13 protein-coding genes are annotated in these 13,530 nt (G+C 64.8%); 3 read left to right on the plus strand and 10 right to left on the minus strand.

Annotated elements, in window-relative coordinates; translation table 11 throughout:
• Positions 1-21: 21 nt before the first annotated feature.
• From CA2_RS03945 to CA2_RS03955, 3 genes are read right to left on the minus strand one after another with little or no spacing between them, the layout of a single operon-like run.
• A complete protein-coding gene (locus CA2_RS03945) occupies positions 22-1,302 on the minus strand; it encodes a TRAP transporter large permease (protein ID WP_042412877.1) in 1,281 nt (426 codons plus the stop codon).
• 12 nt (positions 1,303-1,314) lie between these two features.
• Positions 1,315-1,821 (minus strand): TRAP transporter small permease, encoded by a 507-nt coding sequence (locus CA2_RS03950; RefSeq protein WP_042412879.1) that lies wholly within the window; start codon positions 1,819-1,821, stop codon positions 1,315-1,317.
• 22 nt (positions 1,822-1,843) lie between these two features.
• On the minus strand, positions 1,844-2,407 hold the full coding sequence (locus tag CA2_RS03955) for a gluconokinase (RefSeq protein WP_042412881.1): 564 nt from the start codon (positions 2,405-2,407) through the stop codon (positions 1,844-1,846).
• A 167-nt stretch (positions 2,408-2,574) separates the two neighbouring features.
• Here CA2_RS03955 and gntR point away from each other — a divergent pair, with 167 nt between their 5' ends.
• Complete coding sequence (gene gntR, locus CA2_RS03960) at positions 2,575-3,636, plus strand: HTH-type transcriptional regulator GntR (protein ID WP_042413053.1); 1,062 nt, start codon at positions 2,575-2,577, stop codon at positions 3,634-3,636.
• 63 nt (positions 3,637-3,699) lie between these two features.
• Complete coding sequence (locus CA2_RS03965) at positions 3,700-4,638, plus strand: IS5 family transposase (RefSeq protein ID WP_042412884.1); 939 nt, start codon at positions 3,700-3,702, stop codon at positions 4,636-4,638.
• Between the two features lie 167 nt (positions 4,639-4,805).
• Here the strand turns inward: CA2_RS03965 and CA2_RS03970 are convergent, their stop codons facing one another.
• The 4 genes from CA2_RS03970 to CA2_RS03985 all read right to left on the minus strand — a co-directional run bounded on the left by CA2_RS03970 (position 4,806) and on the right by CA2_RS03985 (position 9,646).
• Positions 4,806-5,816, minus strand: a complete 1,011-nt coding sequence (locus CA2_RS03970) for an ABC transporter ATP-binding protein (protein WP_042412886.1) — start codon at positions 5,814-5,816, stop codon at positions 4,806-4,808.
• A 19-nt stretch (positions 5,817-5,835) separates the two neighbouring features.
• Positions 5,836-7,476, minus strand: a complete 1,641-nt coding sequence (locus CA2_RS03975) for an ABC transporter permease (RefSeq protein ID WP_042412888.1) — start codon at positions 7,474-7,476, stop codon at positions 5,836-5,838.
• A gap of 27 nt (positions 7,477-7,503) precedes the next feature.
• Complete coding sequence (locus tag CA2_RS03980; protein WP_042412890.1) at positions 7,504-8,520, minus strand: extracellular solute-binding protein; 1,017 nt, start codon at positions 8,518-8,520, stop codon at positions 7,504-7,506.
• A 196-nt stretch (positions 8,521-8,716) separates the two neighbouring features.
• Entirely contained in the window at positions 8,717-9,646 is a 930-nt protein-coding gene (locus tag CA2_RS03985; RefSeq protein ID WP_042412892.1) for a LysR substrate-binding domain-containing protein, read from the minus strand.
• A gap of 118 nt (positions 9,647-9,764) precedes the next feature.
• Between CA2_RS03985 and CA2_RS03990 the strand changes: the two genes are divergently transcribed.
• Entirely contained in the window at positions 9,765-10,379 is a 615-nt protein-coding gene (locus CA2_RS03990) for an FMN-dependent NADH-azoreductase (protein WP_042412894.1), read from the plus strand.
• A 150-nt stretch (positions 10,380-10,529) separates the two neighbouring features.
• Here the strand turns inward: CA2_RS03990 and CA2_RS03995 are convergent, their stop codons facing one another.
• Genes CA2_RS03995 through CA2_RS04005 form a run of 3 tightly spaced genes read right to left on the minus strand, consistent with a single transcriptional unit; the run spans position 10,530 to position 13,400 of the window.
• Positions 10,530-11,183, minus strand: coding sequence for an orotate phosphoribosyltransferase (locus CA2_RS03995; RefSeq protein ID WP_052369816.1), 654 nt, complete (start codon positions 11,181-11,183; stop codon positions 10,530-10,532).
• 18 nt (positions 11,184-11,201) lie between these two features.
• On the minus strand, positions 11,202-12,107 hold the full coding sequence (locus CA2_RS04000) for a helix-turn-helix domain-containing protein (RefSeq protein WP_042412898.1): 906 nt from the start codon (positions 12,105-12,107) through the stop codon (positions 11,202-11,204).
• A gap of 18 nt (positions 12,108-12,125) precedes the next feature.
• Positions 12,126-13,400 carry a hydantoinase/carbamoylase family amidase gene (locus tag CA2_RS04005; protein ID WP_042412900.1) on the minus strand — a complete coding sequence of 425 codons (1,275 nt, stop codon included), beginning with the start codon at positions 13,398-13,400 and terminating at the stop codon, positions 12,126-12,128.
• Between the last annotated feature and the right edge of the window lie 130 nt (positions 13,401-13,530).

A 13,530-nucleotide genomic window follows, 5' to 3' on the forward strand; every position in this document is an offset into this window, starting at 1 on the left:
GGTGAAATGGGACTAACTTTGTCAATGCATCCAGCGCAACGGTGCCAGGATGATTTGTGGGAAGAGCACGAATAGCACAGCCAGCAACACGTAGACCATCAGGAACGGGTTGGTGCCTCTGATCACGGTCTCCATGCGCAGCCGGCCCACGCCGGCTACCACGTTTTGCACCGTGCCCACGGGTGGGGTGATAAGCCCGATACAGCCCACGTAGATGAACATGAAGCCAAAGTAGACGGGGTCGATCCCAGCCTTGACAGCCAGCGGCGCACAGACGGGGCCGAAGATCAGGATGGTCGGCGTCAGGTCCATGGCAGTGCCCACCACCAGCAAGAAAAGCATCATCGTGGCCATGAAGAGCACAGGATTGCCCAACAGGCCCGAGAAACTCTCTGCCAGCATATTCGGCAGGTCCGCCAGCGTGATCATGTAGGCCGTCACCGTGGCCGCCCCACACAGGAACATCACCACGGCCGTGGTCTTGGCCGCCGCCAGGAAGACGGCATACAACCGGCCCCAGGTCATCTCGCGGTAGATCACCATCGACACGAACAGCGCATAGACGGCGGCGACCACGGCCGCCTCTGTGGGGGTGAACACACCGCCTTTAAGACCACCCAGGATGATGACCGGCATCATCATGGCCCAGAAACTCTGGGCAAGGGTCTTCAGGCGCTGCCCCCAGGCCATGCGCGGGCCGCGCGACAAGTCATATTTGCGGGCAATGGACCACCAGGCAAAGATCAGGAACAGGCCCATGATCAGGCCCGGCACCAGCCCGGACAGGAACAGCTTGCTGATCGAGGTGTTGGTGGTCACGCCATAGATCACGAAGGGCATGGACGGCGGGATGATGGGCGCGATGATGCCACCCGATGCCAACAGCCCGGCGCTGTAGCTGTCGGGGTACTTCTGGTCCCGCATCATGGGCAGCAGGATGGTGGCCAGCGCAGCGGTGTCGGCGATGGCCGAGCCGCTCATCGAGGCCAGCAACACGGCCGCGCCGATGGCCACATAGCCCAGGCCTCCACGGATATGGCCCACATAGGCGCGCGCCAGGTCGATGATGCGGCGCGACAGACCACCCGCATTCATCAACTCGCCCGCCAGGATGAAGAAAGGCACGGCCAGCAGCGGAAAGTTGTCAAAACCGGCCTGCAGATTCTGCGCAAGCAACTGCGAATCGAAGAAATCCAGGTGCCACATCAGCGCTACGCCCGTGAGGACCAGCGCCTGGGCGATCGGCATGCCGATCACCATGCCGCCGATCAGCACCGTCAGAAAAATCAGGGTCACAACCATGGTGTGTACTCCTTACTCGACCGAAGTCTCGGCATGGTTGTCAGCAGGTGCACCGCGGCGCAAGTCGCGCAAGGTCACCAGGATCAGGCCCACGGCCAGCACCAGGGTGGCCGCCGCGCCCAATGCCAGCGGGTAGCCGAGCACCGTACTGAAACTGTTCAGCCCGGCCTGGACCTGGCCCCAGGAGCCCGACAGCAGCAAGCCCATGCATGCCAGCACCAGCAACTGCGACAACCAGAACAACAGCTTGCGTGCAGCGGGTCCCACGCGCGAGGTCACCAGGTCGAAACCCAGGTGGCTGCCTTCAAAGGCCGCGACGATGGCACCGATGGCCACCAGCCAGACAAAGAGCAGGCGCGAGATCTCCTCGTAAGAGACGATGCTGGTGTGAAACACATAGCGCAGCACCACGTTGACAAAGACGGCAATGACCATGCCGGCCAGCGCCAGCACCATCAGCGCCTCGGCCAGCCGCTGAAGGCGCGGCTTGGAGCGAACTGCTGGGGAATCTGTTTGCATGTGGGGTCTCCTGGTGCTGTGGTTATGGAGTCATCGCATTAGGCAGGCCCAGCCAGCTCCGGGTGCGTTGCACGATCTCGGCCAGCGGCAGCGTGGCGTCCACGCAGAGCACTGCACCCTCGCTTTCAGGACGCTCCAGGGTTGCAAACTGGTTCGCCACGAGTTCCGGCGAGAAAAAATGTCCGGAGCGATCCTGCACGCGCTGCAGGGCGGTTTCGTAGCCGAGGTCAAGGAAGATGAAGCCCACAGAACCGCGCGGGCCTGCATCGCGCAGGCGGTCACGGTATTTGCGCTTGAGCGCCGAACAGGTCAGTACCACGCCAGTACCGGGCGTTGCAATGGCCGAGTCAAGCAAGTGCGTCAGCGTGTCAAGCCAGCCGCTGCGATCTTCATCGGTCAAGGGAATGCCGGCTTGCATCTTGCGAATGCTCTCTTCAGCGTGGTAGGTATCTCCTTCGTGCAGTGTCCAGCCCAAGGAACAGGCCAGCGCCTGTCCCACGCTGGACTTGCCGCAGCCTGAGACGCCCATGACGACCAGCACACTGGGATTGGTTTCTGGATGATTTTTTTGGATAGCGCTATCCATAACTTTGCAAAAAAAGACAGGCTAGAACCTGCCCTGGATTTCGGTGCTTATCCCAGACATACTGCGTATAAACCCGCAGCTGCACTGTCTTCTGGATAAATTGGTTAGCGCTATCATAACCTTCACAAATAAAGCCATCGACCTAGGACATTCCCTTGGATCAACACCTGCCTACAGCTTCGCAACCCAATCCCGCCGAGCAGGCTCGCAGTCGCACTCGGTCTTCTCGCGCCAGTGGCCGAGTCACGCTCAGCGATGTCGCAGAAGCCGTCGGCGTCAGTCCCATGACGGTCTCGCGCGCACTGCGCGGCGAACGCCGCGTGGACCCCGCTTTGGTCGAGAAAATACGCGCCACCGCCGCGCAGATGGGCTATGTGCCAGACCCGGCAGCCCGCGCACTGGCTTCGCAAAAAAGTGCACAGGTGCTGGTGCTGGTGCCGATGCTGTCCAACACCCTGTTCGTGGATCTGATCGAGGCCGTGCACAAAGAGCTGTTCGCGGCGGGCTACCACGCCCTGATCGGCGTGACCCACTACGACCGTGCCGAGGAAGAGCAGCTGTTGCGCACCTACCTGCCCATGCGCCCTGCGGGCCTGCTGCTCACCGGCTTTGACCGCAGCCCCGCCGCACGTGCACTGGTGGCCGCCAGCAAGGTGCCGTGCGTGCACCTGATGGAGCTGGGCGACGGTAGCGGCACGCCCAGCGTCGGGTTTTCACAGGCCGATGCAGGCACCACCATCACCCGGCACCTGGTGGAACGCGGCCACAAGCGCATCGCCTTTTGCGCCGGTCAGCTCGATGCCCGTGTGATGCAGCGGGCCACCGGCTACCGCCGTGCATTGCAGGAAGCCGGCCTGTACGACCCTTCTCTGGAACTGCTCTGGCCCCGCCCCACATCGATGGCCCTGGGGGCCGAACTGCTGGACGCCGCGCTGCAGCTGAAGCCCGCACCCGATGCCCTGTTCTTCTGCAACGATGACATTGCTCAGGGCGCCTTGCTAGAAGCACTGCGCCGGGGGCTGCAGGTGCCGCAGCGCGTCGCCATCACAGGCTTCAATGACCTGCCGGGCAGCGACCAGATGGTGCCGCCGCTGACCACCATACGCACGCCGCGCAGCCATATCGGCACCGAAGGCGCACGCATGCTGTTGAAGCTCATACGGGGCGATGCCGTTGAACGACCCAATCTAGATTTGGGGTACGAGTTGGTTGTACGTAAAAGTAGCTAAGGGCCTCAGTTTCAAGGGGCTCTGTTGCACAAATCCAGGCCAAGCCGCTGCTAGGCTCTGGGCATGAGTGAGAGCAAGCGCCCTGGGGGCAAGTACAAGACGACGAACTGGGCCAACTACAACGCCTCACTCAAGGCCCGTGGGTCACTTACGGTCTGGCTGGACAAGGACCTGCAGTGGTATGCCCCGGCTACCGGCAAACGGGGCCGTCAACCCATCTTCTCTGATGCCACCATCCAGTTCTGCCTGAGCATCAAGAGCCTCTTGGGCTTGCCCCTGCGCCAGAGCCTGGGAATGGTTGAAAGCCTGTTGCGCTTGGCCGGGCTGGAATGGAAGGTTCCGGATTTCAGTACCGTATGCTGGCGTCAGAAGCACCTGAGCGTCAAACTGCCCTACCGACCCAGCACCACCGCGCTGGACCTGCTGGTCGACAGCACCGGCATCAAGTTCCTGGGTGAGGGCGAATGCAAGCGCAAGAAGCATGGAGCGGACTATCGGCGCCAGTGGCGCAAGGTGCACCTGGCCATTGATGCCCACACACTGGACATCCGGGCCATCGAGGTCACCGACAACGCCACGGGTGATGCCCCCATGCTGCCTGAACTGCTCAGCCAGATACCCGCAGATGAGCCGATTGCCAGCGTGGGCGGCGACGGGGCCTACGACACCAAGGCATGTCACGCGGCGATAGCCAGACGCAACGCCCAGGCCATCATTCCTCCACGCAAAAACGCTCGGGCATGGAAGAGCAGCCAGACAGGTGCGGCCTCACGCAACGAAGCTTTGCGAGCATGCCAACGGCTGGGACGACGAATCTGGAAGAAGTGGATTGGTTACCACCGGCGCAGCCTGGTGGAGACGAAGATGAATTGCTTCAAGCGGCTGGGCGAGCGGGTGATGGCCAGGACGTTTGAGCGTCAGGTGACGGAATTGCACATCCGTGTGGCTCTGCTCAACCGCTTCAGCCAACTCGGACGCCCGGTGACTGTGGCCGTGGCCTAAGTCCGTCTGGGGTTGGGGTTACTGCGTCCGCACGGGTCTTTGTGCAACAACGCCTACTTGCTGAGCAAACGATTGTGGGATCACGATATTCAAATACCTATTTAGCAATCCCTGAAAAAGCGACCTAGCCCTTGCGGGATGGGCGTTGGCAGCTATGGTTTGCTGACTCAGAGATCGGCCGCCAGACCGATGCGCACGGTATCGCAACTGCCGTATAAGGCATTCAGCGAGGCCTTGGCCATGATGGGCTGGCCGTCGGGCAGCTCCAGCTCGAACACGAAGTGGCTGCCACGGAAGGTCCGCTCGCGCACCTGGGCACTCACCCCCTGCTCCACCAGGCGCACATGCTCGGGCCGCAGCAGCACCTGCACCCCTTGCTCGGTCTGGAAGTGGGGGTGGCCGGCAGGCAGCATGCCCAGCGCCGTCTGCCACTGACCCCCGGGCGTGGATTGCGCCGGCACCAGCGCGCCCTCGCCCACGAAGCGGGCCACCTCCTGCGTGGCGGGTGCGCAGTAGACCTGCACGGCATTGCCCCACTGCATGAGCTGGCCGTGCGACATGACGCCCACGTTGTCGGCCATGGCAAAGGCTTCGTTCTGGTCGTGCGTGACCATCAGGGCCGTGGCCTTGGCGTGCTTGAGGATGGCGCGCACTTCGCGCGCGATGCTCTCGCGCATGGTGGTGTCCAGGCTGGAGAAGGGTTCATCCATCAGCAACAGGCGGGGCTTGGGGGCCAGGGCCCGCGCCAGCGCCACGCGCTGCTGCTGACCGCCGGACAGCTCATGCGGCCAGCGCTGGCCCATGCCCTGCAGGCCCACCAGCTCCAGCATTTCCTGCACGCGCGCGGCGTGCTCGGTCTTGGACAGCTGCTGCAGGCCGAAGCCCACATTGCCGTCCACCGTCAGGTGCGGGAACAGCGCATGGTCCTGGAACACCATGCCGATGTCGCGGTGCTGGGGTGGCACGCGCTGCGCCACGGCCGCCACCGTGCGACCTTGCAGGTCGATGTGACCGGCACGCACCGGCTCGAAGCCGGCGATGGCCCGCAGCAAGGTGGTCTTGCCGCAGCCCGAAGGGCCCAGCAGGCAACCGATCTCGCCCTGGTCCAGACGCAGGCTGACGTTCTGCACCACCGTGGTGGCGCCGTATCCCAGTGAAACGTTTTTGACTTCAAGCATCACAAAATCTCGGCGATGTTCAACCGGCCGCAGACGGTTGTTTCTCGGTCTGCAGCACCAGCAGGATCACGGGCAGCAGCCCCACCAGCACAATCGCCAGCGCGGGCAAGGCCGCCTGGTCCCACATGGACTCGGAGGTCAGTTGGAACACGCGCACGGCCAGGGTGTCCCAGCCGAACTGGCGCATCATCAGCGTGATGGGCATTTCCTTCATCACGTCCACCACCACCATCAGGAAGGCGGACAGCAGGCCCGTGCGCAGCAACGGCAGGTGCAGCCGGCGCAAGGTCTGCCACGGTCCCAGGCCCAGGGAGGCACAGGCCTCCTCCTGGCTGCGCGTGATGCGCTGCATGGCCGCGTCCGTGGCGTTGTAGGCCACAGCCATGAAGCGTGCGGCCAGCGCCAGCAGCATACCGGCCAGGCTGCCCTTGAGGATGGCCAGGGTCTCGATCCCCAGCGGGGCCAGCAGGGCGATGAGGCGCTCGTCCAGCCAGGCAATCGGCACGAACACGCCCACCGCCAGCACCACGCCGGGCATGGCGTAGCCCAGCACAGCCAGGCGCACGATCCAGGCCGTCCAGGGGTCGCTGTGGCGGCGCCGCGTCCACGACAGCAGCAGGGCGAACACCGTGGTCACGGCGGCCGTGAACAGCGCCAGGCAAAGCGTGTTCCAGACATAGCCCCAGTAGTCACTGTTCAGGTCCTGGCGCCACACCGACCACACCCAGGCCACGATCTGCACCATGGGCACGGCAAAGGCCGCGCCAAACACCAGGGCGCAGGCGGAGAACGCCAGCCAGCGGCGGCCGCCCTGCAGCACGGTGCGCTGCTGCTGCGGGTTGTTGACGTGGAAGCGCTTGGCACGGCGCGAGCGCTGCTCCGCGGCCACCAGCACCAGCACCACCAGCACCAGGATCGCGGCCAGCTGCGCGGCGGCCGTGATGTTGAACAGGTTGAACCACGACTTGTACAAGGCCGTGGTGAAGGTGTCGAAATTGAAGACAGAGATCGCACCAAAGTCGGCCAGCACCTCCATCAGCACCAGGGCCAGGCCCGCGCCGATCCAGGGCCGCGCCAGGGGCAAGGCCACCTTGAAGAACGCCGCCAGAGGGCTGTAGCCCAGGGCCTGCGCCGCCTCCATGCTGCGGTGCCCTTGTGTCAGGAATGCGCTGCGCGCCATCAGGTAGACGTAGGGGTAGAAGGCCATGACCAGCACCATGACCAGGCCCCACAGGCTGCCACGGATGTCGGGGAACCAGTGGCTGCTGCCCACCACCTCGCGCAGCAGGCGCTGCACCGGCCCGGCATATTCAAACAGGCCCATCTGCACAAAGGCCAGCACATAGGCCGGGATGGCCAGCGGCAACACCAGGGCCCAGGCAAAGAACTTGCGGCCCGGAAATTCGCACATCGCCGTCAGCCAGGCCAGGGGCACGCCCACCACCAGCACCACGCTGCCCACCAGCAGCATCAGCAGCACGGTGTTGCCCAGCACGCGCGGCAGCACGTAGTTCCACAGGTGCTGCCAGATCTCAGGTTGGGGCGTCAATGCCATGCCGACCACCGTGAGCAAGGGCACGATGGTCAGCAAAGCGATGGGCAGCGCAAAAGCAAAACCGCGCCAGCGGTGCGCTGGCGCGGCATGGTCTACAACAGACAAGGGTCGAACCTAATTCCAAAAAATCGATTAACGATAGCCTACACGATCCAGCAGCTTGATCGCTTCCGCTTGCTTGGAGCCGATGTCCGAAGCATTCAGAGGGCTGGGCGTGAACTTGCCCCAGGCCTTGACGATGGGATCGACATCTGCCTTGGGATTGATCGGGCTTTCGTACGTGCCGTGAGTGTAAGCCGTCTGCACATTGGCCGAGGACAGCCATTCCAGCAGCTTGCGTGCACCTTCGGGGTTCTTGGCGTGCTTGGTCACACCAGCGCCGGACAGGTTCACGTGGGCGCCGCCCTCGTTCTTGCCCTGGTTGGCCCAGAACAGCTTGACCTGCTTGTTGAAGTCAGGTTCCTTGGCCAGGATGCGGCCAAAGTAGTAGGTGTTGGCAATGCCCACGTCGCACTGGCCGGCGGCAATCGCCTTCAGCAGGCTGGTGTCGTTGGTGAACACGTCACCCGCCAGGTTGTTGACCCAGCCCTTGACGATGGCTTCGGACTTCTCCACACCGTGCTTGGCGATCAGCATGGCCACCAGCGACTGGGTGTAGGCCTGCTTGGAGGTGCGCAGGCACAGCTTGCCCTTCCACTTGGGGTCGGCCAAGTCTTCGTAGGTGCTCAGCTGCTCGGGTTTGACGCGATCGGCCGCGAAGAAGATGGTGCGCGAACGCTCCGACAGGCCCCACCAGCGGTTGCCGGGGTCGCGGAAGTTGGCGGGCACATTGGCGTTCAGCAGGGGCGAATCCACCTTCTGCAGCAGGCCGCGCTCGGCCACGTTCCACAGATTACCCACGTCCACGGTGATCAGCACGTCGGCGGGCGAGCTGGCGCCTTCGGCGGCCAGGCGTTCGGTCAGGGAGCCACCGCTGTCGGTCAGCAGGTTGATCTTGACACCGGTCTGCTTGGTGTATTCGTCCAACGTGGGCTTGAGCAGGGCTTCAATGCGTGCGGAGTACACCGTCACAGCCTGGGGCTGTGCAGCCTGGGCCAAAGTGGCCGCGCCAACCAAGCTCAGGCACAGCGCCGTCTTCCAAATTTTCATCTTCTTCGCTTCCAGTGGTCAGGGGACGGCCAGCGGGTGGCTGGCCAAACAGGAAAAGCACCGCCATTCGGGCTTTGCTTCAGAGTGAGAATTATTCCTGTTATGAATTCTGCCACGGTTTGCTGGCCTTGCCACCCCGACCACCCAGGAATCGAAGGGCTTCTGTGTCGGTGGTGGACAACAGGGCGCGCGCCCCTCAACTGGCCCGCGCCCCGGTGTCGGGGCCCGGGCCGTGGCTGGCCATGTGCTCGCCCAGGAAGTCCAGAAAACTGCGCACCGCCGGGGTCAGGCCGCGGCGCGAGCCGAACACGGCGTGGACGATGCTCAGCGGAAAGCGCCATTGCGGCAGCACATGCACCAGCTCGCCCCGGTCCATCTCGGCCTGGCACATGTAGTCGGGCAGATAGCACACGCCCGCGCCGCCCAGCACCGCGTACTTGAGCGTCAGCAAATCGTCGGCCATGTAGCGCACCTGGGGCTGCAGCTGCACCTCGGCACCGGTGTCGCTGCGCAGGCGCCAGTGCGCCACGCCGTCGAAGACCGACATCGACAGCACATGGTGCTGCAGCAGGTCCTGCGGGTTTTGCGGCGTGCCCTGGCGCTGCAGATAGGCCGGACTGGCCAGCAGGATCTGGTTGGCCAGCCCCAGGCGCTTGACGACCATGCTGGCACTGTCTTCCAGCGTGGAGCGCACCCGCAGTGCTACATCCACGCCCTCTTCCACCACGTTGACGGGGCGGTTGACCACCATCATCTCCACCCGCACCTGGGGGTATTTCTCCAGGAACAGCGGCATCAGCGGGGCCAGCACGGTCTGCGACAGGGTGACCGGGCAGCTGACGCGCACCGTGCCGCGCGGCTCGCTTTGCACCTGCTCGACCGTGTCCTGCGCGGCCTCGGCGGCATCGCGCATGGCCTGACAATGGCGCAGGTAGGCCGACCCCACCTCGGTCAGTGACAGCTTGCGCGTGGTGCGCTGCAGCAGGCGCACGCCCAGGCGGGCCTCCAGCTCGGCAATGCGCCGCGACAGCCGCGACTTGGGAATGCCCAGGGCCCGGCCTGCTGCGGCGAAGCCCCCGCGCTCCACCACCTCGGCGAAGTACAGCATGTCATTGAGATCTTGCATGGTTGGGTCCGATTGAATCGATATTCAGAACAATCTATCGCATTTTCGATGACTTATCGGAACAACGGGATCAATGCATACTTCAACCGATCGAACTTTGATTTCTCAGGAGCACCCCTTGAAACTGCTGCACATTGACTCTGCGATCACCGGCGACAACTCGGCTTCGCGCAAGCTGACCCAGCAAATCGTCAACGCCTGGACGGCCAAGCACGCCGGCACCGAAGTGACCTACCTGGACCTGGTGGCCCAGGCCCCCAACCACTTCACCATGGCCGCGATGACCCCCCGCACCGGCCAGACCGACGGCCTGACCGCCGAGCAAGTGGCCGAGAACGCCGTGTCCGAACAGCTGGTGAGCCAGTTCCTGGCCGCCGACGTGGTCGTGATCGGTGCCCCGTTCTACAACTTCAGCATCCCCACCCAGCTGAAGGCCTGGATCGACCGCATCGCCCAGCCCGGCCGCACCTTCCGCTACACCGCCAACGGCCCTGAAGGCCTGGCCAAGGGCAAGACCGTGATCATCGCCTCCTCGCGCGGCGGCATGTACTCCACCAGCGAAGCCGGTCAGGCCATGGAACACCAGGAAAGCTACCTGAAGGTGGTGATGGGCTTCTTCGGCGTCACCGACGTGCGCTTTGTGCGCGCCGAAGGTCTGGGCATGGGCCCCGACGCTGTGGCCGCCGCCTTTGAAAGCGCCGCCAACGATGTGAAGGCCGCCGTGGCCGCCTGATCGCCGCCCTGGTGCCCACGCCAAAAAGCCTGCTGATCCAGCAGGCTTTTTGCATTGCGCATTTCAGGAGCAGCCCGCGCACGGCTGCAGGGCATTTCCGCCAACAATCGATCGCAAACGCTGGCAAGACGAGCGCAAGGCGCTCTGTTTTTACTTGCCAATCCCGCCGTGGGCCAGCGACCACTTGGCCGGGTCCTGCAGGAAGGTCTGCCACACGGCCAGCTGCTCGACCGAGAAGCCGCCACGCTGGAAGGCCATGGCCAGCACGTCCTGCCAGTTGCACAGCGCGTGCACGCGCACACCGTGCTGGGCCAGCACCGCGTCAGAGCCGAAGCAGGCGTAGTCGAAGACCACGAACAGGTCTTCCACGCGCGCGCCCTGGGCCCGCAGGGCGTCGATGAAGCTCAGCTTGTACTGGCCGGCAGACACCATGTCGTCCACCAGCAGCACCTTGCCCCCGAGCTCCACCGTGCCTTCGATCTGGCGGCTGCCCACGGCGCGCTTGCGCACGTACTGCAGCGGCATGTCCAGCTTCTCGGCAAACCAGGCGGCAAAGGCGATGCCGCTGGACTCGCCGCCGGCCACGGCGCTCAGGCCCTGCAGGGCGCCGGCATCCAGCAGGCGCTGCACGCCCTGCTTCATCAGCTCGCGGCGGATGGTGGGCAGCGAGATCAGGCGCGTGGCATCCATGTACACCGGGCTGGCCCAGCCCGAGGGCAGCACGAAGGGCGCATCGGTGCGCACTTCCACACAACCGGCTTCCAACAACCAGGCCGCGGCCTGCTGGCTCATCAAAGGTGTCATTGCAATCTTCTTTCTTGGTCAGTCCGGGGCCGTGCGCTCCAGCAAGGCGCGCAGGCGCTGTGCGCCGGCGGGGCCCTTGCTGGCCGTGGCCCATAAATTCGTGGTCATGCGCTCGTGCAGCGCCACGGCCTCCTGCGAGGCGGTCACCATGGCGATGCCGTTGCGCACATTCGGCAGCTCACCCAGACGGAACGGGCTGTGCATCAGCACCCGGTGCTGGGCGCCGATCAGCACCTGGTAGGTGGCCGAAGGCATGGCATCGTCCACCAGCCCCACCTGGGCGTACCAGGGCTCGCTGTCCATCAGCTCGGCGATGCGCTGCACCTCCTGGCGCGCAGCCTGCACACGGGCACGGCGCACGCCGGGTGCCACGTCCATGCGGCCGATCAGGCCGGTCTGCACGAAGCGCTCCAGCTCGCGCAGACCGATCAGGCTGACGATGTGCGGCTTGCGCCGCTCGAAGTTCAGCCGCCGCTCGCGCAGGATGTCCATGATCTGCTGCGCCTGGCGCGCGTGCAGCGGGGCATCGGCACCCTGCGGCAAGGCCTCGGCCAGCATCAGGCCCAGGTGCTCCAGGTAGTGCTCGGACATCAGCAGCAGCGAGATTGGCTCGAAGTGCGCCAGGATGCGGTCCGAGGTCTGCTCCAGCTGGCGCATGCGCTCGAACAGCGCCAGCGCCGAAGCGTAGTACTCGGCCTCCACCCCCAGCAGCGAGGCCAGGCTGGTGCCCAGCAGGTGGGCCAGCCGCTCCAGGGTGTCGATCTTGACGATCTCGCCCTTTTCCATGCGGTAGACCACGGCGCGCGACACGCCCAGCTGCTGCGCCACCTCGTCGGCCTGCAGGCCCGCCCCCATGCGGTAGGCGCGCAGCCGGTCGCCCAGCGCGGCATAGTCGATGTGGGAGGTGAAGGGGTCCGTGGTCATGGTGGCGGCTGCCCGCGACTATACCGAGGCCGGGGCCACGGGAATGGCAGCGATGGTGTCGGCCATCACCTGGGTGCCGAGCATGAAGTCCGACAGCTCCATGGCCTCGTGCGGGTTGTGCGAACCATGCTGGTTGCGCACGAACACCATGGCCGAGGGCACGCCGCCGTTGGCGAACAGGGCCGCGTCGTGGCCGGCGCCGCTGGGGATGCGCTCGTGGGCAATACCGCGCTCGCGGCAGGCCTTGGCCATCAGGTCGCACAGCTGGGGGTCAGTGACAGCGGGCTCGCTCAGCAGGCGGCGGTCCAGCTGGAACTTGACGCCGCGCTCGCGCTCGATGGAGGCCATCTCGGCCTGCACCAGCTGGTAGAAGGCTTCCAGCGTGTCGCTGCTCTTGCTGCGCGCCTCGAAGCTGAAATGCGCATAGCCCGGCACGCGCGAGATGGAGTGCTCGGCCGGGTTGGTCTGCACCACGCCGCAGGTCACCACCAGGTCGGTGCCGCGCTCCAGCAGCGCGCGCCAGTGGGTGTCCAGGCGCACGATCAGGTCGGACACGGCGAACACCGCATCCTTGCGCAGCCAGCGCGGCACCACGCCGGAGTGCTGGGCCTCGCCAAAGCATTCGATCTTGTTGTGGCGCACATTGCCGCGGATGCCGCTGACCACGCCCACGGGGATCTCGCGCGCCACCATCACCGGGCCCTGCTCGATGTGCAGTTCCACATAGGCGCGGATGTCGGCAGGGTTGAACAGCTTGTCCTGGCGGGCGATGGCGGCCAGGTCGGCACCGCAGGCGGCCAAGGCGTCGCCCAGGCTGACACCGTCTTCGCGGCGCTGCAGGGCCAGGTCGGCCGCCGTCAGCTTGCCCCACAGCGCGCCCGAGCCCATGTAGGCCTTGCCGAACCAGGCGCTCTCCTCACCGCGGAAACCGATCACCTGCAGCGGCGCGGGCAGTGTCACGCCCTGGCGCTTGGCCGCAATCAGCACCAGCAGGCCGGCGACGATGCCGGCCAGGCCGTCGTAATTGCCGCCCTGCGGCACGGAATCCAGGTGCGAGCCGGTCCAGATCACCGGCCCCTGGCGGGTGTCGGCCGGGTCGCGGTAGACAAAGTTGCCGGCGCGGTCGGTGGTCACCTCCAGCCCCTCGGCGCGGGCAAAGGCCTCCAGATGGCGGGCACAGGCGTTTTCACCGGCCCCATAGCTGGCACGGGTGACGCCCACGCCATCGAAAGTCAGCGCACGAATGTCGGCAAACAGTTGCTGTGCCAGTGGCTGTAGAGACTGCAGTTCCATGTCGGACGGGCCTGCCGCACGCGACGCGCAGGCTGTGAGGGTTGCTAAGAAAGCATCTTAATCTCAAAAAAGATACGCAATACCCACATTGCATGCGCCCATCTGCGACTGTTTTGTATCTTTTTTGGAA

Source organism: Comamonas aquatica NBRC 14918, assembly GCF_000739875.1.
GTDB classification, from domain to species: Bacteria; Pseudomonadota; Gammaproteobacteria; order Burkholderiales; family Burkholderiaceae_C; genus Comamonas; species Comamonas aquatica.